The organism is Acidithrix sp. C25 (assembly GCF_904848545.2).
Genome location: NZ_CAJHCI020000006.1, coordinates 1,038,470 through 1,063,329, shown reverse-complemented (window position 1 = coordinate 1,063,329; position 24,860 = coordinate 1,038,470). Strand labels below are relative to the sequence as shown.

General features: G+C 49.0%; 20 protein-coding genes. 12 read left to right on the top strand and 8 right to left on the bottom strand.

Going from position 1 to position 24,860, the window contains the following annotated elements:
• Nucleotides 1-523 precede the first annotated feature (523 nt).
• Together ACIDITHRIX25_RS73765 and ACIDITHRIX25_RS73760 are read left to right on the top strand one after the other, a co-directional pair.
• Complete coding sequence (locus tag ACIDITHRIX25_RS73765) at nt 524-1,363, top strand: glycosyltransferase family 2 protein (protein ID WP_201732697.1); 840 nt, start codon at nt 524-526, stop codon at nt 1,361-1,363.
• Nucleotides 1,360-4,527, top strand: coding sequence for an alpha-(1->3)-arabinofuranosyltransferase domain-containing protein (locus tag ACIDITHRIX25_RS73760; RefSeq protein ID WP_201732696.1), 3,168 nt, complete (start codon nt 1,360-1,362; stop codon nt 4,525-4,527). The genes ACIDITHRIX25_RS73765 and ACIDITHRIX25_RS73760 overlap by 4 nt, the downstream gene beginning before the upstream one ends.
• Before the next feature lie 158 nt (nt 4,528-4,685).
• Here the strand turns inward: ACIDITHRIX25_RS73760 and ACIDITHRIX25_RS73755 are convergent, their stop codons facing one another.
• Nucleotides 4,686-5,627: an IS1595-like element ISAxf1 family transposase gene (locus ACIDITHRIX25_RS73755; protein WP_052604138.1), complete on the bottom strand. Its 942-nt coding sequence runs from the start codon at nt 5,625-5,627 to the stop codon at nt 4,686-4,688.
• 144 nt (nt 5,628-5,771) lie between these two features.
• On the opposite strand from ACIDITHRIX25_RS73755, the gene ACIDITHRIX25_RS73750 reads away from it, so the two are divergent.
• Nucleotides 5,772-7,535 (top strand): FkbM family methyltransferase, encoded by a 1,764-nt coding sequence (locus tag ACIDITHRIX25_RS73750; protein WP_201732695.1) that lies wholly within the window; start codon nt 5,772-5,774, stop codon nt 7,533-7,535.
• Nucleotides 7,536-8,184: 649 nt separating this feature from the next.
• Here the strand turns inward: ACIDITHRIX25_RS73750 and ACIDITHRIX25_RS73745 are convergent.
• On the bottom strand, nt 8,185-9,117 hold the full coding sequence (locus ACIDITHRIX25_RS73745; protein WP_201732694.1) for a UDP-glucuronic acid decarboxylase family protein: 933 nt from the start codon (nt 9,115-9,117) through the stop codon (nt 8,185-8,187).
• A gap of 60 nt (nt 9,118-9,177) precedes the next feature.
• Nucleotides 9,178-10,515 carry a UDP-glucose dehydrogenase family protein gene (locus ACIDITHRIX25_RS73740; RefSeq protein WP_201732693.1) on the bottom strand — a complete coding sequence of 446 codons (1,338 nt, stop codon included), beginning with the start codon at nt 10,513-10,515 and terminating at the stop codon, nt 9,178-9,180.
• Nucleotides 10,516-10,920: 405 nt separating this feature from the next.
• On the opposite strand from ACIDITHRIX25_RS73740, the gene ACIDITHRIX25_RS73735 reads away from it, so the two are divergent.
• Both ACIDITHRIX25_RS73735 and ACIDITHRIX25_RS73730 read left to right on the top strand, forming a co-directional pair.
• Nucleotides 10,921-11,238, top strand: coding sequence for a hypothetical protein (locus ACIDITHRIX25_RS73735; RefSeq protein ID WP_201732692.1), 318 nt, complete (start codon nt 10,921-10,923; stop codon nt 11,236-11,238).
• 982 nt (nt 11,239-12,220) lie between these two features.
• Nucleotides 12,221-12,457 (top strand): hypothetical protein, encoded by a 237-nt coding sequence (locus ACIDITHRIX25_RS73730; protein ID WP_201732690.1) that lies wholly within the window; start codon nt 12,221-12,223, stop codon nt 12,455-12,457.
• A gap of 286 nt (nt 12,458-12,743) precedes the next feature.
• On the opposite strand, the gene ACIDITHRIX25_RS73725 is transcribed toward ACIDITHRIX25_RS73730, so the two are convergent.
• The 3 genes from ACIDITHRIX25_RS73725 to ACIDITHRIX25_RS73715 form a co-directional block, all read right to left on the bottom strand.
• Nucleotides 12,744-12,974: a transketolase C-terminal domain-containing protein gene (locus tag ACIDITHRIX25_RS73725; RefSeq protein ID WP_283770414.1), complete on the bottom strand. Its 231-nt coding sequence runs from the start codon at nt 12,972-12,974 to the stop codon at nt 12,744-12,746.
• 301 nt (nt 12,975-13,275) lie between these two features.
• A complete protein-coding gene (locus tag ACIDITHRIX25_RS73720; protein ID WP_201732688.1) occupies nt 13,276-13,461 on the bottom strand; it encodes a hypothetical protein in 186 nt (61 codons plus the stop codon).
• Between the two features lie 132 nt (nt 13,462-13,593).
• Nucleotides 13,594-15,813, bottom strand: coding sequence for an MMPL family transporter (locus ACIDITHRIX25_RS73715; RefSeq protein WP_201732687.1), 2,220 nt, complete (start codon nt 15,811-15,813; stop codon nt 13,594-13,596).
• A 78-nt stretch (nt 15,814-15,891) separates the two neighbouring features.
• On the opposite strand from ACIDITHRIX25_RS73715, the gene ACIDITHRIX25_RS73710 reads away from it, so the two are divergent.
• Both ACIDITHRIX25_RS73710 and ribH read left to right on the top strand, forming a co-directional pair.
• Entirely contained in the window at nt 15,892-16,518 is a 627-nt protein-coding gene (locus ACIDITHRIX25_RS73710; RefSeq protein ID WP_201732686.1) for a TetR/AcrR family transcriptional regulator, read from the top strand.
• A gap of 232 nt (nt 16,519-16,750) precedes the next feature.
• The gene (gene ribH / locus ACIDITHRIX25_RS73705) at nt 16,751-17,221 is read left to right on the top strand and encodes a 6,7-dimethyl-8-ribityllumazine synthase (RefSeq protein WP_201732685.1); all 471 of its coding nucleotides are present in this window, start codon (nt 16,751-16,753) and stop codon (nt 17,219-17,221) included.
• 65 nt (nt 17,222-17,286) lie between these two features.
• Here ribH and ribD read toward each other — a convergent pair whose 3' ends face one another.
• The gene (ribD, locus tag ACIDITHRIX25_RS73700) at nt 17,287-18,324 is read right to left on the bottom strand and encodes a bifunctional diaminohydroxyphosphoribosylaminopyrimidine deaminase/5-amino-6-(5-phosphoribosylamino)uracil reductase RibD (RefSeq protein ID WP_201732684.1); all 1,038 of its coding nucleotides are present in this window, start codon (nt 18,322-18,324) and stop codon (nt 17,287-17,289) included.
• Between the two features lie 45 nt (nt 18,325-18,369).
• Nucleotides 18,370-18,855 carry a MogA/MoaB family molybdenum cofactor biosynthesis protein gene (locus ACIDITHRIX25_RS73695; protein WP_201732683.1) on the bottom strand — a complete coding sequence of 162 codons (486 nt, stop codon included), beginning with the start codon at nt 18,853-18,855 and terminating at the stop codon, nt 18,370-18,372.
• A 161-nt stretch (nt 18,856-19,016) separates the two neighbouring features.
• Between ACIDITHRIX25_RS73695 and fdhF the strand changes: the two genes are divergently transcribed.
• From fdhF to ACIDITHRIX25_RS73670, 5 genes are all read left to right on the top strand, one after another.
• The gene (fdhF, locus tag ACIDITHRIX25_RS73690; RefSeq protein ID WP_249685652.1) at nt 19,017-21,968 is read left to right on the top strand and encodes a formate dehydrogenase subunit alpha; all 2,952 of its coding nucleotides are present in this window, start codon (nt 19,017-19,019) and stop codon (nt 21,966-21,968) included.
• Nucleotide 21,969: 1 nt separating this feature from the next.
• The gene (locus ACIDITHRIX25_RS73685) at nt 21,970-22,392 is read left to right on the top strand and encodes a helical membrane plugin domain-containing protein (protein WP_201732681.1); all 423 of its coding nucleotides are present in this window, start codon (nt 21,970-21,972) and stop codon (nt 22,390-22,392) included.
• A 124-nt stretch (nt 22,393-22,516) separates the two neighbouring features.
• Nucleotides 22,517-23,392, top strand: coding sequence for an ATP phosphoribosyltransferase (gene hisG, locus ACIDITHRIX25_RS73680; RefSeq protein ID WP_201732680.1), 876 nt, complete (start codon nt 22,517-22,519; stop codon nt 23,390-23,392).
• Nucleotides 23,393-23,637: 245 nt separating this feature from the next.
• The gene (locus ACIDITHRIX25_RS73675) at nt 23,638-24,036 is read left to right on the top strand and encodes a hypothetical protein (RefSeq protein ID WP_201732679.1); all 399 of its coding nucleotides are present in this window, start codon (nt 23,638-23,640) and stop codon (nt 24,034-24,036) included.
• A 10-nt stretch (nt 24,037-24,046) separates the two neighbouring features.
• Nucleotides 24,047-24,754, top strand: a complete 708-nt coding sequence (locus ACIDITHRIX25_RS73670; protein WP_201732678.1) for a hypothetical protein — start codon at nt 24,047-24,049, stop codon at nt 24,752-24,754.
• Nucleotides 24,755-24,860: the final 106 nt, after the last annotated feature.

Genomic DNA, 24,860 nt, shown 5'->3' with positions numbered 1-24,860 from the left:
AATTAGTTCCTTCACACATTCTAAGCTGCCTGGAAATGCTTGACTGGATTGGCCCCACTCACCACTTGATTATAACAAATTGGAACTACTCACCAAACGCGACACGGCACTCCGCTTAACAATGCAGATTTCAACATAGCTGAATTCCTAGGCCCAATTGGTAGTAATTTCACCAATTTTGAATAAAGTTCGGAGTAGTTGCAAGATCTAGCGACTTTGGGGTAATTTTTGGACGATTGTGAACTCTTTAACCCTTTGATTACTTCATAGTACGGCCAATTTGTTCAAGGACGGCTATTGAAATTTGCATAAGCGCGCAGCGCTTACACACAATTCAACAATCGTCGACTATCAGGACCAGTATTTTGCTACTGCTACTTTTCCTGAAATACAAAATTCGTAAGCAAGGCCCTGCTAAGCCCCGTTCTGCGAAGGAGTAAGGTATATTGATGATCTGATGAACGAAGGTCGGTTGCAACAATCTCTTTGGATCTTTGATAAATCAGTAGGACTAGGAGACCAGGTGGTTGAAAAAGTTACGATCGTTGTCCCTACTCGTAATTCTGAGCGGACTTTGCGAGCTTGTCTGGAGTCCATTCGCCATCAAAGTAACCCTTGTACGCTGGTGGTAGTGGATAATTTTTCGTTAGACTCGAGTCGGCATATTGCATTGGAGCTTGCAGATGTCGTCATCGATAGCGGACCAGAACGTTCTGCTCAACGAAATATTGGAGCATCTGCTGCACCTGCGGAGATTTTGGGTTTTATTGACTCGGATATGATTTGTCCCTCAGATCTCGTTGAGAAAGTGCTGATCGAAGTCGGCAAAGGTGCGGTAAGCGTGACCGTACCGGAACGAACCATCGGCCAGGGCTATTGGACGGAGGTCAGGGAGTACGAACGTAGCTTCTATTTGGGGAACGATGCCATCGAAGCACCAAGATTTTATCGAAAGGATGTCTTTGACTTAGTAGGGGGATTTGATGAATCGTTGACAGGCCCGGAGGATTGGGACCTTGGTCTTAGATCGTACTCCGAGGGACCACGCTCGAGAGTGGAAACTGTAATTCTTCATGACGAAGGGCGAGTTCGATATTTCGATGCCTGTAAGAAAAAGGCGTACTATGGGGTCGGCCTGTTGCGTTATGCGTCCAAGCATGGTGCTTCTGGCATAGTCACGGCTTCGCGGCGACCGTGGTTGAAGGAGCCAAGTACCTACACTTCTCTTCTAGGGTTGGGACTACTTGCGCTAAAGATCGGTGAAGCATTTGCCGTCTTGGTGGCGATTTCGATACATCAATTCAGGAAGCTATCGGTGTCACTTCAGGTCGTTAAGAGGCGCCTTGCTAGGGGCAATGGTTGAGTACGACCCAGACTTCAATAGATATTAGTCCGGAATCTCCTAGGGCTAGGTTGGTTGAAAATAAGGATTATTTTCGACGGATTATCGGAGCTGTTGGCCTTGTTGCGATCGTGATTTCTGAGCAACTCCGATCCGGACCGATACAGTATGCGCTTTCGGATTTGGGGTTCTTTGCTCTGCTGGTTTCGGCCGTTCTCTTGGTGGCTCGAAGAACAAATCTTGATAAAGTTCCAACCTCAGAGATTTCGCTACCTCAGAGTCAAGCTCGAGCGCTCCCCTGGCGCTGGACTTTTGTGGGACTGGCTGGTTTTGGTCTGATAATAAGCCAAGCCTGGTTTCGTGCGGGAACTGTGATTGCAGGAGGGGATATATCGCCGCCAATCGGTACGGCTTGGATTGGGCGTATTTTTGATACTTACGGCTGGTCAGGAAGTAACCTCGGCGGACCAGTTTCCAATCAAAACCAGCTTCCCTACGCTGCACTCTTTAAGATTGTGCACCTAGCTGGCGGTTCAGGGGCGTTGGCTCAGCGAATAGGACTCTCACTTCTTGTTGCAGGAATTATGGTAGCTGCTTCGGGCCTTGCCCGGAGCCTAGGGATGTCACCGTTGGCCGGAGTGGTTGTTGCGATTTTTTACTTCTTCAACCCGCTGACGCTGACTCTGGTTGGGATTAATGTCGTATTTCTTGTTGCGATGGTCTTGACTGCAGGGCTTCCCGCCATTGTAATTGCCTACGGACGAGGATCATTTAGGCGATGGCAACTCATCTTGGCTTTTCTTATTGCTTCTCCGCTGATTGGATTTACTTACGCCAATCCACCGTTGGTTGGTATGTTGGGACTTACTCTTATGGCGACGCCGCTTTTGGTCTGGGTACGCTTCGGCCGCTCAGCTGCGGCGAAAGCTTTATTTGGTCTTCTTGTTGCGGGATTTTTTGCTGGAGCGGCGTCGTCGTACTGGCTAATCCCTGCTTTATTATCGACTTCGTCGATTAATGTAGGAGGTCTTTCGGGGCTGTCGGCATGGGCTTTTACTGAGTCTCGTTCGACTCTGGCAAATGCGTTCTGGCTCAATACTTCATGGGCGTGGAGTTACAGCGCGTACTTTCCGTACTCCCATCTGTTTAGGAATGTCCCGCTATCGCTCCTTCGGTCATTGATCCCTTGCTTGGCATTTTTGCAGCTCGCTTTGCGCCGTAAAGTTGGAGACCGGTTAGGTGTTTTGCAGTTGACTCGATTGGGAGGCTTACTCGCGATTTCCGTGCTTGGCCTTATTTTTCTTAGCAATGGTACTCGGCCGCCTGGCTCTATACTCTTTGACCCTCTTTACCATCTTCCATACGGATGGCTTCTTCGGGAGCCTGGCAGGTTCTTGCTCGTCGCAGCACTGGGATATGCGCTTTTGATTGGCATTCTCATAGATCGAACTTATGCTCCTGTACGTGCACTGCCTGTTCATTGGAGTACGGTTGGGAGACGTTATTTCCAAGTATCTGTCGTACCTTGGTTTGCTATTGGAGCAGTGATAGTCGCATTATTGTCGGCTTTCCCCCTGTGGACAGGTTCTGTTGTGCCTGGTCCTAGGCAGGGTTTCCCATCGACACATGTCGCTGTCCCTAAATATTGGGAAACGGCTGCTTCCTATTTGAATTCAAAGGCAGCACCCAGAGGCTCCCTCCTAGTTCTTCCTCCGGACGATTTCTATCAAATGCCTTATACGTGGTATTATGGAAATGATGGGTTTATTGTGAATCTTTTAGATAGGCACGTCATTGTTCCGAGCGGGCAAGGGTACTTCAGCGTTTCAAACGAACTTCTGAGCGCGGTGAAGGTCGAGAATTCTGCTCTCTTGGCTCATAATTGGTCTGAAGCGGCTCGTATCCTCTTGGCCGTTGGTACTCCGAACGTTCTCGTAAGAGGTGACATAGAAAGTCATTTTTCCGGTCGGAATATTTCTTCTCCAGGAGCACTCAACTCAGCTTTGGCAAACGATCCTGCAATGCACCTGATTCGTCGTTTTGGGCAGCTTTCAATTTATGGGTTGAGCAATTCATTCGACCAGCCTGCGACTGGGTTCGCTACAATTTCATCTGCGTCCCCTGATCTTGCGTTATTAGCTTTGTTGCCAAGACACATTGCTTTAGTGAATTCGTCGCCACTCGTTGGACATGACGTAATCGTGAAGTTCCCTCCGCTTTCTTCGGACGTCGTAACATCGTCGGACTTGGTCGGAAGGATCGTACTCCCTAGCCCAACTGAGTGGACGTTTAAGCCCCTCTTGGTAGGAACTCTGCCCCGTGCTGCTTCTCCTAACGTGAACATATCGGCGCTGAATCACGGTCAACGAACTGCTACAGTTTCGTATCCGCTTGGAGAATCTCTGATCTCCAACGGGGACTTTAGAAGTGGAGAATGGGGAAAGGTGGGAAATTGTGACAATTTCCTGCCAGTTCGCTCAGCTCAACAACTAGGTGCACACGTAGTAAGGAATCAAACACCCAATGGATTGCCCGCCCTCACCCTTTATGCTTCCATTGACGCAGCTTGTGAATCTACATTACTTAATTGGCACGGCGGCAATATTTTCCTTCGGTATACGGCCCGATCGCTTTCGGGAAGTCTTCCACGTATTTGCCTCTGGGAGGAGCCGATCGGACGGTGTGCCTCTGTTCAAGCTATCTCGTCATCCGTAGTGTCGCCGGGAGCTACCTGGCGCTCGAATACGTCGATTGTGACACCCGACTCCGGTGCTCAATCCATTTCTCTTTTCGTCTATGCCGATGCACCTACGATCGGTACGCAAACGGTTACTCAATATGCAAACTTCATAGCGCGCTCAGTCGGTGAGGTTCCGTCTGTATATGCAATAGGACTTCCTAGGCGGCCTTCTAATTCTCTCCACCTGGTGATTGGAAACGAAGGGTATGCTTCGTCATTTCCGTCTCCTCTGGGCACAACACACGTTATAGTGGATGGACTACGGAATGGATGGTTGACAACCGATAACGTGCGAGTGATAGCCTCCATCGTTTCTCGTATTCCAGCGCGGGCTGAACTCAAGGACTCTATTCTGCTGACGGTCGTGATGTTATTCCCTGCCGCAGCGCTTTTGTGGGGAGAACGTAGGCGAAAGATTCGGAACGGGGTACCACCAGGCGCATAGGTGGTGTTGGTGTCTTCTGAGTTGAGCCTTTGTCGTAACTGTCAGCTGTGAATCTGTAGGAAACGGGATGAATTCACCTTCCTTATAATCGCGTTTGCGAGCATATCATGCTGAATGGCGATGACTATTATGTTGATTGGAAATGCTTTTCATACTTATCAAGTTTCGTAAGCAAGAGCCATTTTGGAATCAGATTCGCGGAGTAGCGGATGTGGAGACGCAAACACACATGTATTGAGAAGTCGCTCTACCAAGGACATTTCAAAGTGCCTTCGGTTGAATCGGTATGCGAATTCCTCGAGGTAAAGTTGCTTATGTTCCTCACGTCCGTGGTATGTTCCGTCGATAAATTTCTTGCAGTTCCCTATCAGGATGTTGAGCCATTTGAATGTTACATGTGCTTGTTCGTCTTTGGATAGAGTGATCGAATGCGCTAGTCCAAGGTCTCGAGCACATACCCCGTAACTTGGGTTACCATCACTTATCAGCTTGGTATCGGAATCTAAACGTCTCACAAAAACATCTTTGAATGATTTAGCAGTGGTATCTTTGATTACTTCCATGAAGCAATGAGTAGGAGCACCATTGCTAATCGACACTCCAATTAGGACATTGGTTTGTTTTGTTCCCTTTCCTCTTCTGCCTTCGCCATGGCTCTCACCACCTAAAAAGAACTCATCTACCTGGACGTTTCCTCCAAGTTTATATAAACCATTTCGGTCAGCCATTGCTTTTCGTAGCTTATTTAGCATCAACCAGCCAGTCGAATAAGATACTTGAACGAATTTAGCAATGGTAGTAGCCGAAAGACCACGCTTGTCGTTGGACAATAGATAGATAGCGGAGAACCACTTGGATAAAGAGATATGGCTTCGATGGAAGATGGTTCCGGAGGTAACGCTAGTTTGACGGTGACAAGATTTACATTGAAAAAGTGGAGCTCGAGATGCTGCATTTCTTCGATGGTTTGGCCTGATTAAGGTAAACTGGTCAGAGTCACACTTTGGGCATCTAAATCCCTCTTTCCACCGCAATTTGATCAAATGATCTTCACATGCTTCCTCTGAAGCGAAGCGTACCATAAAGCCTGAGATATCCACCATGCCTCCTTAATCGAACATCTGTTCTACTAAAGATTAGCTCCAATCTGGTCTCGGTGGAGGCGAAACTTACGAAACTTGATAAGTATGATGCTTTTTGCTGTTAGAGTTTTCACCATGTTCGGACTTGAAAGTGGTAAAGACATGAACATTACGCCTCGGAGATGTCATCTCGTGATACCAGCATTTAATGAAGTTGCGAGTATCACGAGGTGTCTTGATTCAGCCGTTTCCGCAGCGTTACCAACTGGGTGGAGCTGGGCTGAGTTCGTGCTACTCGACGATTGCAGCGATGACGGTACGGTAGAGGCAGTTGAGGCATGGTCGTCTATCCATTCGGGAATTGCCGTGCGGATTGTCGTTTCGCCTAGAAGACGAGGTAAAGCAGAGAACCTTGGATCTTGGCACAAGAGTCTTGTGGCTACCGCACCTTATGAGGATGTTGTGGTAGTGGTTGATGCTGACGTCGGAATTGAGAAGGAGAGCCTGAAAGCCCTTTTGCATCCCTTCGCTACTGATTCTGAGCTAGCAGTTGTGTGGGGGGTTGATCGTCCAGAAGGCGCCGTTTTTGGGCGGTGGAGCTCACTTTTCCAACTTGAAGCGGTTACGGCACTTGCTCGCCGTAGTGGGGACACTGCTCCCCGAGTATACGGTAGGTTCTTTGGCTATAGAGTTGGTGGACTCAAGGATTTTTCGTGGGGGTCGAGCTCAGTCATAACGGACGATGTCCAATTGGCTGACTTTGTCCGGCGTCATCAACTAAAAGTTTTTTCAGCCTGGGATGCTAAGGTCTTGGTAACACCGGCCGGAAATTACAGGGATTTTTATCTTCAGACATATCGCTTCTTCCAAGATGTGTCGGTCTCTAGAGAAATTGATCCTGAACAAAAACTCAGGACTGCAGTTCGAGACCGGTGGATAGTGCTGGCAACCAGGGCAGTTCGCAAGCCTCATTGGGCGGTCGCCTATGCGGCTGCTAGGCTTGTTGCCATGCTCAGACATTACTTCCGTGGGAATCGATTCACCAGCCAGTGGATTCCTACAGATTCTACTAAGGTGAATTCTGCAAACGCGAGCGGTATTGTTCAGCGTGCCGCTTTGTTCTACACCAAGTCCTGCCTTACGCTCAAAATCGTTGAGCACACTAGAAACTGGCCAAACGTGCTGTCATCGACCATTCAACGGCGTTTTGGGTGGAATAAGCCGGATGATGTTTTCATATTGCGCACCCGTCGAGGTGTTGAATTACGGTCGCCAAATACTCTCGCTTGCGAGCCGATCTACGAAATTGTTGGCAATGATGTTTATCGGCTTCGAGACCTTGATTTGCCTCCTTCCGTGAAATCGGTACTTGATATCGGAGCGCATGTCGGAGCTTTTACTTGCGTCCTAGCCGACTACCTACCGGATGCGAGTTTTACATGTGTGGAGCCGTCTGTTTCGACTCGTCACTGGCTGGAACGTAATCTTGCCGCAAATGGTATTGCTGATCGCGTGCGAGTGTTAGGTGCCGCAATTGCTTCCGAGGACGGTGAGACTAAATTTTTTGAGGAGGGTGAGGCATCCTGTATCTCCTCGACGTATGCTTTTCCTGGTTCTCATCCTGTGCCGATTCGAACTATTAGTTTTGCTACCGCAGTGAGTCAATGTCAGATGGCACCTGAAATCGTAAAGATGGACTGTGATGGAGGGGAATACGAGGCGATTTATTCGTCGCCCGACTCCTGTTGGGAAAGCGTAAACCACCTCTTCATTGAATACCACCCGGTGCCAGATCAACATTTCGATACCATTCACAAGCGGCTTATCGATCTCGGCTTGATGCAAGTTTGGCATCAACCTAGTAGGATCATTGGCTTGGGTATAGCATACTATACCCGCAAGAAAGAGGTGAAAGCTGGATTCTGAGGTTACTGTTATTCAACTACCAGCCCTTAGAGTCTCGATGCATTGATGCTTGCTTCTTGGCCAAGAAGGATTATGGAACGCTTGTCTCGGATATTTGTTTCATGTCGGTCTCACTGTGCTGAGTAGTGCATGTAGAGAAGCGTCTTTATTTTGGGACATGGTCGTTTGTCGCATGGATGAGCATGAAAGACACATGGGTTAACCTTTCTGATGCCACAATGAAGCTCGACTTGACCCTATTAGTGAACGTTGTTATGTTAAAAAATAAATCAAGCTTCGAACTACCGGATTGTACTGAAGCACCTGGTTCAAAACCGCCTAGGGTTGAGAACCAGGGCGGTTGACATTGTATCGATCGATGGCTCGATCGAGGAGTGTAAAGCGGTTTTCCTATGTTGAGGTTATCTTTAGCAAGTAAAACTAGGGTCTCGGCGGTGAAGTGAACCGTGGTGCGGCTGACGCAATAAGGGATAGTCTCCTCTCGTTGAGTCTCGAGACCATTTCTGGGGTAAATTGCGTGCTCCAGCTCCGCGAAGAATTCCTTGCGCTATCTATTTGAAACCGCCCTCTGTTGATCCTTGTGACTAAGACCCTCTCCTCGATCGTCGCGAGCTCGTTGTAGCAGGGAATAATTATGCTAACTTTCATTTCAAACCCTTCCAGCAAAATATTCGTATGTGAGTGCGAGGCCGTCTTCAAGGGAGACAACTGGTTCCCAGCTGATCTCTTTGGATATGAGGGAGATGTCAGGTTTCCGCTTCCTGGGATCATCGAGTGGCAGGTCCATGTATGTGGTTGATAGATCCTTGCCTGAGAGTTTCTTGGCATATTCAACCATCTCGAGGATCGTGCGTTCAATGGGATTGCCCACGTTGAAGGGACCAGGGACACGACTAGCGTCCATCACTCCATAAATACCTCGAACGAGATCGCTTACATAGCAGAAGCTTCTCGTTTGTTGTCCAGATCCGTAGACGCTCAGTGGAAGCTCTCTTGCAGCCTGAGACAAGAGATTACTTACGACACGACCATCATCTTCCCTCATTCTTGGTCCATACGTATTGAATATTCTCACCACTCTGATGTCAGTCCCATGCGTCCGGTGGTAATCGAAAAATAACGATTCAGCAACCCGCTTCCCCTCGTCGTAACATGAACGGATGCCAATTGGATTCACATGACCCCAGTACGACTCGGTCTGTGGGTGTTCCAAGGGATCTCCATAGACCTCGCTAGTTGAGGCTTGGAGCACTCGAGCACCCGTACGAGTCGCAAGCTCAAGAGCGTTGAGCGCACCAAAGACGCTCGTCTTAGTCGTTTTGATTGGATTGCTCTGGTAGTGAGGCGGTGAGGCCGGGCAGGCCATGTTATAGATCCTGCCTACTTCAACCTCGTATGGGGTTTCGACGTCCCACTCCAGTAGCTCAAAATGAGGGTGGTCAATCAGGTGTTCTATATTTTCCATCCGACCTGTACTGAAGTTATCTAAACAAATGACTGACTCGCCCTGAGCAATGAGTAAATCGCAGAGGTGGGATCCAATAAATCCTGCGCCACCGGTGACGAGGTTTCTCAATGTCATACTCCTTTAGATGGTTCTGGACAATATCCTTGGTAGCTGTACTTCTGGCAGGGAACCCCCCTATGACAGCGTGTTAGAGCCTCTGCCGATTCCTCTATAGGTGAATCCAAGTGATGCTAACTTCGCAGGATTCCACTGGTTACGCCCGTCGAAGACCACTGGCGAAACCATAAGCTTGCTTATGAGTTCGAAGTCAGGAGCACGAAACTGCTTCCACTCGGTGACGAGTATTAGAGCGTCAGCACCCTCAACTGCTGTGTACATGGCATCAACCATCTCAAGATTCGTCGCGTCGCAGAAAATAGTGCGAGCATTTTCCATTGCAACAGGATCATAGGCCTTGACCCGGGCACCCCCATTGACGAGGCTTTGAATGAGCGGTATGCTGACAGACTCTCGCATATCGTCCGTATCTGGTTTGAACGCTAGACCCCAGATGGCAATGGTCTTGCCTAGTAGGCTGCCATCAAAGTAATCTGACACTAGTTCGAAGAGAAGTTCTTTTTGGAGGTTGTTGACGGTATCGACAGATCTGAGCAACATCGGATCAAGACCAACCCTATCAAAGGAATGTATGAGGGCTTTGACATCTTTGGGAAAGCACGATCCACCATAGCCTGCACCTGCGTAGAGAAACGATGATCCAATGCGAGGATCTGAACCAATGCCCATGCGTATGTCTTCAATGTCTGCGCCAATTGCATCAGCGAGATGCGCTATCTCGTTCATAAAGCTGATTCTGGTTGCAAGCATTGCGTTCGCGGCATATTTCGTGAGCTCTGAAGACCGCGTCTGCATCTCCATAAGGACCGGCTCCCGACGTTGAAATGGCTCATAGAGTTCGTGCATCTTAACCAGTGCGCTTGGTGAGTCTGAGCCTACGACAATTCGGTCTGGCTTCATAAAGTCCTCAAGTGCCGAGCCCTCCTTGAGAAATTCAGGATTAGAGACCACGTCGCATTCAAATTCAAGCCCACGCTTTCGAATCGCCTCGTTGATCTTGGAGTATACGACGTCACACGTTCCAACCGGAACCGTGGACTTTACGACAATCGTTGACGCGTCAGCGATAAGATTGCCAATCTGTTCAGCGACACCGAAGACGTAATCGAGATTGGGTGAACCGTCATCGTATTGAGGAGTTCCTACTGCAATGAAGATAAGAGCATTCCCATTGAGAGCTTCAGATGAATCGCTGGTTATACGAAACCGTCCCTGCTGGAGGTTACGGAAGAGCATTTCGCTGAGGCCAGGCTCATAGAAAGGAACACGGCCTTCTTGAACGGACATAACCTTCTTGGGGTCGATATCAACTACGGTCACGGAGTGACCGATTTCTGCCAGGCCAACAGCCGTTACGAGTCCCACGTACCCTGCGCCAAAAACCGATACTCTCATCCGAATTGACCAGCTTCCCTCTACTATATTTACGCCGCTGCGTCACCCACCACCTGAGTTCAAGGTGGGAATACCGTTAACATCGACGTATTTTTGTCGTGCCCAAAGCGGAAATAATTGATCCGACCAAGTGGGCTAAATAATAGTTGTTCGTACCGATAAAAGTGCCTCTTCCCAAGGCACTGGAGATCTGTATATTTCAGTGGATAAATTCATCTAACGTAGTAGGAAGATGCTTTACAATGTTCCTAGTAGGCCCGAAGGTAGCTGTCTCTTCCTCGTTATCTCGAATTAGCCTGAACATGTGAGATCGCTCTTCCGGTCTACTCGAGCGGTTTCGTCTCCTGCAATTTTGTTGCCACCTAACTTGATTTGGTTTCCTAACAGGGTGAAGACTTAGAAGCTATGAAAAGGTCTCCAGAAGATCTAATAAAAATGGTACTAACGCCCCTATTTGAGCTAGATGGTTCAAAGCCAGCGAAAGCTGGCGCTATTGCCAAGATCGCGCGAGATCACCTCGTCGATGAAAATGTCGTGAACCAGTTGAATTCTGAACGAAAAGCCAGAGTCTTCAACGCAAGTGAGTCAATCAATAGGATCAAGCCAGTTGGTGATACTGCTTCTGTGAACGAGCATGAGCTCGATGGAAGGGTGATTGAGAGCAAATGGTGTTTTAGCAGGCGACCTAGAGCAATGGCGCAACACCTTAGCGTCAGCCTTTGAGGCATAGAGTGCCTTTGTTAGAAGTTACCAGGTAGAGCTTGATAAAGAACGCAAATCCAGAATAGCGATAGAAGCTGAAATTGCTCGAAAAGAATAGGCACTAGCAGAAGCTTGAAGCTCTAATAGATTCTTCGAAGAAAGCAGAGGAGACTGTGATTACTAGTAGCCACGGGGGAAGAAGGGGACGTTTGGTCTCTCCCTCGGATCGACAATTAGCAGTCACTCTCATTGGTGGAGCGAAAGATGCAGGTGCAAGGAGTTGCAAGGCCTGTGAAGTGCTGAAGATATCAACTCGTACATTTAGACGATGGGGATCTGGTTTAACAGATCGTAGGAGTGGGACTTAACGTAGGCGTGACTCAAATGCGTCATCGGAGAAAAAGAGACGAGATCATAAACGTAAGTGCGACCACAGAGTACTCGTCTCTAACTCCAGCCCAGATAGTGCCAAAGCTTGGCGGCAAGGGCAGATATATTGCCTCTGAGAAACCTTCCATTTCGGTGTTGAGTGACCGTAAGCTCAATAAGCGGAGGAGCAGAACAAAGCCATAGAAGAAGAGGTCTAGGCCGGTTCGCATGGTAAGTCGACCAGGTGAGATTTGGACGCTTGATATAACTAGGCTAAGTGGACCAGCCAGGGGCATCTACTTCTATGCCCATGTGATTATTGAACTGCGCTCAAGGAAGATCTCTTCGTTGGGAAATATCGGAATCTGAGTCGTCCGAGCAGCTCAAGCGCGTTGTGCATAGAGCCATCGCCAGAGAGAATATGGCTCCAAAGGTTATTCATAGGATAAACGACCCTCCCAAGAAGGGCTGTTAACTAGTTGAGTACTTGTATGAGTTAGATGTAAATATATCGAGGTCACGGTCTCGGGTATCGAACGATAACGGTCACATAGAATCGCCATTTAGTAGGAGCCAAATACTTCCCAACGGATCCCACGGGGGCGTTACAACGAATGAAGATGCAAGGAAGTAGATGAATGACTTCGTTGGCCACTACAACAACGATCATCAATACGAGAGCTTCAGATTTGCAACTCCCTATCAGGCCTACAGCGGCGAACACATCGAACTACTCGCTAAGGGGCGCGAAGTTGTAGGCAAGAGCAACGTAAAATTACACCTGAACGGTGATTATCGGGTAAGTGCGGAGACTGGGAACCTATCCCAGAGGTGTCCAATTATCCATAGGAATAAGTCGGTTGGAGGTTGATCAAAAGGCAGGCGAATGGAGGTAGCTTAGTTCGTGCAAAAGTGACAACTTTATGGCAGTCTCCGCATCTATTGTTACGATTCAAGAAGCTTCAGCACTTGTTCTGACAATCACGACCCGGTAATAGCTAATGAATGCATCTAGTGATGCAGAGTAAGGAATATGGGAAATATACGGCGATGCGAAGCGAACAAGACCATCTAAGTCCATTAAGGACAACTTTGGCGACGATGGTCGCTACCTCTACGCCAACCCCCAAAGATCATATTGTCCTCGCATGCAACCGTCACCTTCGCGTATCTCTTAGCGGATTCAATGATGTGGCTTTATCCAGCGGAGAAATTGTTTGAAGTTCTACGACTTCAATCGAAGCGCGACGACTCGGTGATTCGGCAACTGACAGTGCAAGTTGGGCCTGAGCTCCATGGGTAAGGATCGTTAGATCTCGCCCAGTACACACTACCTGTGTTTTCCCTAGTTTTGCTGCTTCGTCCCCGCTGTATCGAACAGATCGTATGCCATGGCAGCTTATTTTGGGCTCTATGAATTGTACAGGGTTTGGATCGTCAATTGCATACCTAAGAAGCTGTTAGGCGTTCGAAACTGAGGATGGAATCACTACCTCGATTAAAGATATGCGTGCAAGTATCGCTTTCAAGGATTGGGAGTGTTAAAGTCCCCTGCGAACTCCAGCAACATATGGAGCACTACAACTAGAGGCGGATGGAATCGGCCATTGGTCCGGTAGGAAATTTGCGCAACTTCAGAGGCAATTTGGTCGAATACGGCGCAGTCGAAGTCTGCAAATTGAATCTCAATTATCGGCTTCGTGCTAAAAAAAAGCCAATTCCAACTCCAAATCCGACTACTGATGATTCTGTGAGTGGGATCTCGGTTACTCGCGAGTGGCTGAATCTTTCAATCAAACCAGAGGTCGTTTTGAAAACACCACCTTGTGCGCCGACCTCTTTTGCGACCTTAATGAAATCGCCTTCATTAACCATGGAGTCCTCCATGGTCATCTTTGATTGAGGTGGCACGATCAATTGCTTCATCATTCGTAACTCGAGGGTTGCCTCGATCGAATTGAACCCTCGATTCAACAGAGAAGCCGTTATTAGTGGCTGGACAAAACTCTATTCCACAGAGATCGTTGGGACGATACGATCGAGCCACCTTGGCATGTACCATGCCCTCTTTCCTAGAAGTGTCATTACTGCCGGTACTAAGGTGAGGCGGATAATCGTAGCGTCTATCAATACGCTAACGCCAAGGCCAAGACCGAGCATTTTGATGACGGGCGCTGTTGATCCAATAAAGGCAAAGAAGACAGATATCATGATCGCGGCGGCAGACGAAATAACCCTAGCGGTAGCCGAGAGGCCACTTGCGACGGCGTCGTCTGCATCCATACCCGAGAGATAGGCTTCCTTTACCCGTGAGATCAGGAATACTTCGTAGTCCATCGAAAGTCCAAATGTAATAGCGAACATCATCATGGGTACGTAACTTTCGATTGGCACCTTTTGAGACATTCCGAGAAGGCTTGATCCCCAGCCCCATTGAAAGACTGCGACTACGACGCCGTAGGCAGCACCAATAGAAAAGAGGTTGAGAACCGCAGCCTTTATCGGTATCCAAATGCTTCTAAATGCAGCAAGGAGAACGATAAATGCAGTTGCAATTACGAAAGCGATGATTAGTGGAAGTTTGGATACCACGGTTTCGACGAAGATTATTGCAGATGCCGTTGCGCCAATTACGTAACCACTGCCGCTACTAACTATTGTCTTTGGAAGTGTACTGGTAGTAAGCGAGTCGAAGAGGGTTTTAGTTGTGGGATCTGATGGACCAAACTTGGGTATGACATTCAATGTGAATGCTTTGGCGGAGGATGTGAGTGCTGGTTGGGAAACTGCGACCACATTAGGAAGTGAAGAGATGGCACCTGTAACACTTTTTTCCAGGCTTTGAACGCTATTTTCACTCGAGTAGATGGTCGAATTCATCTCAACAACGACGGTCAACTGTGCATTTGCACCTGCCCCAAAGCCGGTTGAGATCGCATTGAAAGCCTTTGCGTCTGTGTAGGTCGAGGGGTTTGTAGATGCGTCGAGGTGGTTGATTTGAATTGAGAAGAGGGGAATAACCAGCACGGAGCCTAGGACGACTCCGATTAGGAGAAAAACGATCGGTCTACTTTGTACCTTGCGGGCAAATCTGTGCCAGAAGTCGTCGCCACCGTGGGATTCGGCTATCGCCTCGCCAAGGCTGACCCTGTCAATCTTTTCAGCGAACGTTCCCAAAATTGCCGGTACTAGGGTTAGCGCCCCGATCGCCGAGGTTGCAACGCCGATGGATGCTGCAAGGCCAAGGTTTCCGATAAATGTGATCCCTGAGACGTACAGGCCGAGGAGTGCGAGGGCGACCGTAATAGCAGCAACGATAACTGAACGCCCCGAGGTGGCTACGGTCTTAGCGATAGAGTCGATCGAGTTGGAGCCCTCCCTCAAGTGTTGTCGGTGACGAGTGGTGAGAAATAAGGCATAATCAATTCCAACCCCCAGTCCGATCATTACTGTAAGGGTTGGAGCGGAGGTGCCAAAGGTGATACCTCTTCCGATTAGGGAGATTGCGAAGTAGCCAACTAGCACGCTCACTAAGGCCGTGAGGATCGGTATGATTGCTGCAAATAGCGATCTGAATGCAAAAAGTGCCACCGCGATAGCAACAAGCAGCCCGATCAATTCGGAGCGAAGATCAGATGCCTTTGGGTTTGAAAGTTGGCCGATGGGATCGGCGTAGTAAACCTTGGCCCCAGCTTTCGTTACGGGATTCATCGCCGTCTCAACCATGTTGAAGTAACTAGGCGCAAACGTTACTGGATTTACTGAAAATTGGACCGTCAAGTAGCCACTCTGACCATTTGAATCGATGGCTTTAGGATTTTGTACCGGCGTTATAACTCCGGTCACGTTCTGTAATTTTGAGAGGTTGACTGCCGCCTCATTGATTTGGTTAGAGAGAGATGCGACCGACGCCTTATCGACGACCACTATTTGCGATGAAAATCCGGCTGCTTTGCCCGCATCGTTAGCGGCAAGAATCGCTTGTCCAGTCGCAGCCTCGTTATTTGGGAGCGAGAGGTTGTTGACATAGGAGCCACCGAACTTTGTCGACAGTGTTGCAATTGCAATGAGTGCAATAATCCAGATGGTAATGGCACTCTTGCGATGGACGACCATAAAATGGCCGATCCTCCACATAAGACCCGTAGTATCCTGCTTTGTCTCTAAAGCTTCGATCTCTTCTACACCCATTGGTATCGTTTCCTTGGAATTTGGCAGAACTGACATTTATGATCATAACATAAATATGGCATAACTGACACTTTTTTGCGTCAACTTTCGTTGACGTTGTAGAATGGATGGTTAATGACATCATCTTTAAGGGGAGCTAAGAAAGAGGCGACTCGGGCAAAGTTGATTGAGGAGGCTCATCAACTCTTTGTGACCAAGGGTTATAGTGAGACTAATATTCGAGAGATTGCATTGGCCGCTGGAGTCTCTGAGCGTACCTTTTATCGCTACTTCGAAACCAAAGACGAGCTACTCTTTCCAAATTTAAGAGGTGTAATTGCGGACCTCTTGTCCAATTTACGCGGTGTCGACGACGAGGTTCAAGTAATGGACGCGGTCGCAAGGGCCGTCGAACTAACCAATCTTGCATCGCTGCCCCGAATGAAAAATATGAGAGCGATTGCCAATCAATTAATTGCGGGTGAAGTCGTTATCGACGTTGTTCGATTGATCGTCGAATTCGAATTTGAGTTCGCCGCAGAGATAGGTCGAAGAATTGCAATAAGCAATCCTTACCTCGGACAACTGGATCGAGATACCTATGCGCTGGTCCTGGCTCGATTTATCTTCAATGCCTTTCGATCTATGATGAACGCTCGGGAAGAATTGGATTCCAGTGCCGAACTCTCGCTTCCATCTGTTCCAGAGCACATGAATAGGATCATCAAGCTTCTAAATCCTGAACTTCCTCCACTGACCTAGATTTTTTGGTCGAAGATTCGATATGGTCTATTTCTCCGCTTTGCGACTACCGTTGAACCTCCTTGAGGTGGCCATTATGCCTAGGTCCGTCGTTGGCCTGGAGAGATGTGATTTTGAAGCGTTTGGTGGAAAACGTTGTCGAAGTTGTTGCCTAGATTATTATCAATAACAAGCTAAGACTGCATATGTCGTGTTTATCGAGTGAATGTGACTCGATTTCGTAGGAGTGGGAATGATTTATAAGGGAAATTTTGACATCGTTGAAGGTAACTTCCTGATCATTGCATCCCGCTTTAATGAGTTTGTCGTCGACAAATTAGTTGAAGGAGCCAAAGGAGCCTTCGCGATGGTGGGAATCTCCGACTTGTCTTATGACGTGGCGTACTGTCCTGGAGCAGCCGAACTCCCACTACTAGCCAAGGTGGGAGCAGAATCTGGGCGTTACGATGCGATCGTTGCCCTAGGTGCGGTTATCCGTGGTGACACCTCACACTACGACGTTGTCGTAGGTATAACCACCAACGGTCTAGCCAAAGTTGCCATGGACTTTGGTACCCCAGTATTAATGGGAATATTGACGACTGACACAGTTGAGCAGGCGCTAAATCGTGCTGGCATCAAGGCTGGAAACAAAGGATATGAGGCAGCACTTGGTGCCATCGAGATGGTTTCGGTAACAAGGCAGTTAGGTTCGAAGGCCTGATCTAATTCGTTACGCCAGTTTCGAAGCTCATATGCAGAGTTGCTACCGAAATCGCTCAAAAGTGCTTAGCTTTTTTCGGCCTCTTCATCGCCTATGAAGTTAGCAAGCCACTTTGAACGCAATATCAACTCGATATCTGGCCCCCACCTCCTGCTATAGGCGATCTCAAAATCAAAGGCCTCGGCAATAGAGCCAGCGCCTACACCGTCGAAGATTTTGATTCCATCAGTTCCACCAATGAACTTGGGGGCGAGGAAGAGGTTGATCTGGTCGATTAGCCCCGCGTCGAGATACGACTTGGCAACCTTCGCCCCCGCTTCGACCATTGCCACAACAACACCTTCATCGGCGAGAGAGGTCATCAACTCACTGATATCGCCACTATATGCTCTAGCGGGCAAAATCCTGGCTGACTCCGGAATCTGGCCGAGGACAATTCGGCGAGGGGATTTATCTTCTAATCCATGAGCTCTCATCGATGGATCATCGCTACGGACTGTGCCAGCACCGGTAATTATCGCATCAGCGTAAGCCCTAAGGCGTGCAACCTCCTCCCTCGAAGCGCCCGAAGTTATCCACTTAGAGCTGCCGTCGCGAGCTGCTATGTATCCGTCTAAAGTTGCGGCAACCTTTAAAAAAGTGAATGGTCGCCCTAGCTGTCGATGGACCAAATACGGCGCGAGGTCGGCTTTGATTTCTGAGGCAAGGAGGCCAATCTCTACTTGGACGCCCGCCTCTTGCAGTACCTTTATCCCCATGCCACTTACTCGTTCATCAGGATCCAATGACCCGATTACGACCCTTGATACCCCTTCACGTATGAGCATTTCAGCACAGGGAGGCGTCTTGCCGTGATGAGAGCACGGCTCGAGGGTTACGTAAAGGGTTGAACCCCTCAAATCAAATTTTGCACGATCCCGTGCAACGACCTCAGCGTGGTCACCGCCTGGTGGCCTCGTTGAACCGGAAGAGACTCGTCCGTCGGCGGCAACGAAGACAGCACCGACCCATGGGTTTGGCCGTGCAATCTTGCGAGCCTCTCTGCTCGCCAATATGGCTAATCGCATCGCTCGTCTATCACGGTCGAGGGCTAATTGATTCATTTGCGACCCTTATTCTCAAATTTGGTGCACTTGTCGCCGAGGTTACTATTCATTGGTCGGATGTTCCGCGGTTGCGTCTCTCAGTAGATCGATCGCATGGCCTATCGTGTCGATTACTGACTCCACCATTTCACGTGCTCCATTGGGTGAGCCAGGCACGTTAAATATGAGCACTTGCCCGAGAATTCCGCAGCGCCCCCTCGATAGTATTCCAAGCTTGTTGACGCTTCGAGAGTATTCAGCGATCCCCGGAGCTTCACGTTCAATTACCTTCAATGTGGCTTCAGGGGTTAGATCGCGACTTGTAAAGCCGGTACCCCCAGTCGTAACGATCAAACCATGAAAGTTGCCGCTCATCTCAATTAGGCGTGAGCTCACAGAGTCGATGCCATCGGGGCTTATTCGCGATTCAACTACTTCGAAGTCGTGATCTTGCAAGAGCTGACGTAGTACCTCGCCTGAGGTGTCTTGCCTCTTTCCGTAGTAGCAACCATCCGACACTGTGAGGACTTTAGCAAAGTGTTTTGTCATACTAAGTCGAGATATTACAGGCCAAAGATGTGATTGCCATAGGCGAATGCGCTATTGCCATTTGATTATTGGCAGGTTTTTGATAGTTTCTAAGGGTACGTGAATTGAAATGGCATTTTAGACAATGCAATTGAACTGATATGAGTAGGTTAGGTATTGAGTTGGACGTTGAAATAACTATCGATGGCGAGAGGGTGGTAGCTCAAGATGGCGAGCTACTGATAAAGGCCATCAATAGAGTCGTGAGCGACTTACCTCAGATCTGCTACAACGAGGTCCTTGGCCCAATAAGGAGCTGCGACACTTGCGTTGTTGAGGTTGGAGGAGAGCTAGTTCGTAGTTGCGACACGAAGGTTCGCGCCTCATTGGTCGTTGAGACAAAGTCGGTACGATCAAAGGATGCTCAACTCGAGGGCATCAGTCGGATCTTAAAAAATCACGACCTTTACTGCACCCTTTGCGAAAATAACAATGGCAATTGCGTGGTGCACAATACAGTCGCAGCCTCCGAGATAGCGCACCCCTCCTACGAATTCGAGAAGAAGCCCTATGAGATCGACGCTTCTCACCCCTTTTATCGTTACGATCCGAATCAATGTATCCTCTGCGGCCGCTGCGTTCAGGCATGTCAAGAGCTGCAGGTAAACGAGACTCTCTCCATCGACTGGGAGCGTTATCGTCCCAGGGTTATCTGGGATAAAGACGTACCAGCTGGCGAATCTTCGTGCGTGGGATGTGGCCACTGCGTTACTGTCTGTCCATGCAATGCGCTTATGGAAAAGTCGATGCTCGGCGAAGTTGGTTACCTCTCTTCCCTGCCTGAGACGATGAAAGATCCCATGATCGCACTTACGAAGGCCGCCGAGCCTGCAACCTCAATTCAAAGCGTCATGGCGATCTCTGAGGCAGAGGCACGCCTGAGGAAGGCTCAAATCAAGCGGACAAAGACCGTTTGTACCTATTGTGGCGTTGGTTGTTCTTTTGAAGTTTGGACGAAGGGTAGAAAAATTGTAAAGATCGAGCCCTCAGATGGCCCGGCTAACGCAGTTTCAACCTGCGTCAAGGGAAAGTTTGGATGGGACTACGTTAACTCAAAGGAGCGGATTACCAAACCATTGATACGGCGAGGGGATCACTTTGAAGAGGTGACATTCGAGGAGGTAGTAAACTACGTCGCCGAGAGAATGAGGATGATCAGAGAAGAGTCGGGTCCGAATGCACTCGGCTTTATCTCCTCTTCAAAGTGCACCAATGAAGAGTCGTATCTGATGCAAAAGTTGGCACGAGCGGTTGTTGGTACTAACAACGTTGATAACTGCTCTAGGTACTGTCAATCTCCAGCAACCATGGGCCTCTGGCGCACGGTTGGCATTGGAGGCGACTCCGGCTCGATAACGGACCTGGAGAAGGCGGGTCTAGTGATAATCGTTGGCTCGAATACGGCGGAGAGCCACCCAGTTATCGCCACACGTATCAAGAGAGCGCACAAGAGCGGCGGAAAGCGACTGATAGTAGCCGACCTGCGCCGCCACGAAATGGCCGAAAGAGCCGATATCTTCATCCATCCAAAACCAGGCAGTGACATCGCTTGGCTAAGTGCGGTTACTAAGTACATTATCGATACCAACCGCCATGACGTTGACTTTATCGATAGTCACGTCGATAACTTTGACGACTACTACGCCTCCCTTTCCCCGTTTGACTTGGAAAGTACCGCTAAGTTGACCGGGATTTCGGTAGATGAATTAAAGGCGGTCGCCGACGAGATAGTTGCCGCTGATGGTGTGGCGGTCTGTTGGGCCATGGGAGTGACCCAGCACAACGGTGGCTCTGATACCTCTACCGCGATCTCGAATCTTTTGCTAGTAACTGGTAACTATGGACGTGAAGGGGCGGGATCGTATCCATTGCGTGGCCATAACAACGTTCAAGGTGCATCTGACTTCGGTGCAATGCCAGATCGCTTCCCTGGATATGAGTTCGTCAACGACGATGCCACCCGAGCCAAGTGGTCTGCTGGTTGGAACGTCGAACTCCCGTCAGATAAGGGCTTGGATAACCACGAGATGGTCGATGCCATCTACGAAGGTAATTTGCGAGGCCTTTACCTCATTGGCGAGGATATGGGGCTCGTTGACGCCAATGCCCTTCACGTCCAAGGGGCATTTGAACGTCTAGACCTATTCGTTGTGCAGGACATCTTCTTTTCGAAGACGGCGCAGTTTGCAGATGTGATTTTGCCAGCATCTCCGTCGTTGGAAAAGGATGGTACCTTTACAAATACCGAACGCAGGATTCAGCGTTTATACGCCGCGCTCGATCCGCTTGGCAATTCGCGTCCTGACTATATTTGGACGATTGCGATTGCGAATGCGCTGGGAGCCGGGTGGAACTATTCGAGTCCGGCAGACGTGATGGCTGAGGCAGCATCGTTAGCAGAGATCTTCTCGGGTGTATCTTATGATCTGCTCGAAGGTTTTGACTCGCTTCAGTGGCCCGTGTCAAGCGATGGCAAGGATACACCGCTTCTGTTTTTGGATGGTTTTGGTTTTTCAAATGGTAGAGCCAAACTTTACAATGTCAGCTACATAGAGCCAAGCGAGGTAGTCGACGATGAGTTCGATCTTCATTTGAACAATGGAAGACTTCTTGAACACTTTCATGAGGGAAATATGACCTATAAGTCGGAGGGGATTAGATCACGTACTCCAGGTACCTTCATTGAGATCTCTCCTGAGTTGGCTGCTGAGCGAGGCGTACAGAGTGGATCTCTGGTTCGGTTGATATCTAGGCGCGGCAAGATCAAGGCACGTGCACTCGTGACGACCCGTGTTAGCGGCAAAGAGTTGTACATGCCGATGAATAGTGGAGATAACGAATCTGCGATTAACGTTTTGACTTCGTCGCACACCGACAGGACCACGCATACGCCAGCCTACAAGGAACTAGCAGTCAAAATGGAAGTACTTTCGGCCACCGGAGAGAATCCTCTCCCGAAGAAAAATTTTAGAAATGCAATTTCGAATCCTCAAAACGGTGTTGAGGTGGAACGAAAGTGGCAGAGGCAAGACTACGTCTTTGTCGCAGCGCCGCGTAGACGAGGGGGACTGTAAGGTGGCTCAACCAATTGGTTTGGATAAGGTAGCTGAACTTCGACCGTCGATTAACTACGATCAAGTCGAAATAGACCAGTTAGCGAGGTTGCTTGAGAACCTCAGGGACTCAGACCTGATCGATCTTTTGAATGGCATTCTCGAAGAAGGCTGCGACGCTGGTTCGGCCATCCTCGAAAAGATGAACAACGAAAAGACGCGTCAGGGGATTGAAAACCTCGTTCGGTTTCTGTCGATAGCGGGAAATCTCGACCCAAGGATTCTAAAGGCATTAAGCGATGGCTTGGGAGGTGCAGCAGAGGCCCTGGATCGCAGCGAACCCCCATCCCTAAGGCAGCTATTCAAAAAGGTGAGGACTCCCGAAGTCAGGCGAAGCTTAGACATAGTGCTCTCGCTGGCATTTAGGATCGGCAAGAGCAGATAGGTTCAAAGCTTCGTGAATCATCCGCACTCACCTTCGGTAGGTGTGGATGATCTGGTACCGGTAGCTCTAGGCGGTGTACAACTTCCGCTAATGTATAGGAGAAGTCTTATGCAAAGGGAATGCGATGTTGCGCTTGGTGCTACCAAAAGGTTCGTTGGAAAAATCGACCTTCGACCTTTTTTCAGCCGCTGATCTATCGATAGTGCGCTCTTCAGAGGTGGACTATCGTGCCACCATCAAAGATCCAAGAATCACAGATGTTAGAATTTTGAGGCCCCAAGAGATTCCGACCTATCTAGAAGATGGTCTTTTCGACCTTGGAATAACTGGACGTGATTGGGTTGAAGAGACCGAGTCAAATCTCGTCTCCATTGGCCAGCTGCATTATTCAAAGGCGACTACGAATCCAATTCGTGTTGTTCTTGCTGTATCGGAACGATCAGGTATAACCTCGGTTAGCGATCTGAAAGATGGAGTAAGAGTCTCAACCGAGTATCCCACTCTAACGAAGAAGTACTTTGAAAAAAATGGCATAAAGGCGAATGTCTTCCTGTCATACGGAGCGACCGAAGCTAAGATCCCAGATATTGCAGATGCCGTAGTTGAGATTACGGAGACGGGCCGTGCCATTCGAGCGGCGGGGCTAAGGATTATAGATACGATCCTGACATCGCATACGGAGCTATTGGCGAATCCCGAAGCAGCCAATGATCCGGAAAAGTTGCACGCAATGAAGCAAATTTTTACGCTGCTCTCGGGGACTTTGACGGCGCGGGGCAAGGTTCTTCTTAAGCTCAACGTGTCGGCCGATGACCTTGAGAAAGTGATAGCTCTTATTCCTTCGATGAAGGCTCCGACGGTCTCTGAGCTTCACGGCCACGCAGGCTACGCTGTTGAGACTGTCGTAGCGCGCGAGGGTATTAATACGCTCATCCCAGAATTGAAAGATGCTGGTGCCACCGGAATTCTTGAGTTACCTCTGAGCAAGATAATCGAGTAGCCACCTCAACATCTAGAGGTGCGAATCGAAGTAATTCCACCTCTTAGGCAAAAATATCAAAGCCCTATATAACCTTTGCAGCCCCAACATCAACTGGGGCTGCAAACTTTAATTGGGTTTTTTAGAGTCAGATTTTCGCCATAATCGATCCATAACATCCTCTTGTCATCCTCATAAAGACGGGAATCGTGATCCCGTTTATTCAGACCGTGTGAAGCTCTCTCGGTTGAAAGGAATGAGATGTTATGAATTTGAAGCGTTGGGCAATTTCAGCCCTACTGCTGGGGGTCGGGGTAAGTGCCTGTGGGACGACAGAGGCGTTGACTTCGACTGCGCCAACAACCTCCCAAGCTACGGCTTCGAAGGTGGTCTATCAAAGTTCGCTTAGCTCAACGGCCTCTTCAGCCGTTGAGTCGACGACCCCATCCACTTCGAGTCAAGTCCCACCTACCCCTTCGTCTTTAGCCAATAGCGGAGGAGCCCAAACTCCACCCGCTACTACGAGTCCGGTTTCAGCTAGCCAAAGCTCTCAAGTGGCAGCGGTAAATAATGCGCTAAGCCAGATCGATTCCCAAATCAATAACTTGAACAATACTCAGAGCGCCGGTAACGGCGACATAGCAAATTCGTCGAATGGAAATTAGGAGAAAAGAAATGAAAAGGATCATTCGTTATATCGGAGTACCATTGGCGTCTCTCGCCGCCGTAGCTTCCACAGCCGCGCCTGCGTTTGCGTCTTCAACCCCTACGTCGGCGGTAACTCCGACTCAGATTGCTCAGCTGCAAAGCGATATCAACGCTCGAATTACCTTCCTTGATACGTTGAGCGGCCGAATTCAAAGTTCAAAGACGCTCACCCAAAGTGACGCAGCAACCCTCGCAGGTGTGGTGGGAAGTAGCAGTAGCGGTGACATCGCCGCAATGCAAAGTCTTTTAGCAAGCGTTCCATCGATTACGACCGAAGGTCAACTGCATTTGACTTATGAGACGCTTTATGACAACTATCGAATCTACGCAGTGGTCGGTCCTCAAGTTGACTTGACGATTGCCCAAGATCAGATCCTCTCTATCTCGTCCGAGCTGATCAACTTAGAACCAACTTTGAACTCGCTCATTGCCTCGAATGGAAATAATCCGACCGCTACTGCCGCGTACGCTAACTTGGTAACGAGTGCAGCCCAAGCACAATCGACGGCAAGTGGACTCGGGAGTTACGCTGTCTCGCTTACGCCAACTATCTACAACACTGATCCGACTGGCACTCACACCACGATCACTAACGACTGGCAACAGTTGAAGGGTGCTTCGGCGAACATTAAGACAGCTCGAAGCGATATCTCTACAATCATGAAAAATGTGTGAGCAGGTTCGTTCGCAGCAAAACTCGATACTCCGTTTGTTAATTTGACTCTAGGTTGAAAAAAGCAAAGACCCGAACGATCGATTTGTAACCTCGACCGTTGGAGAT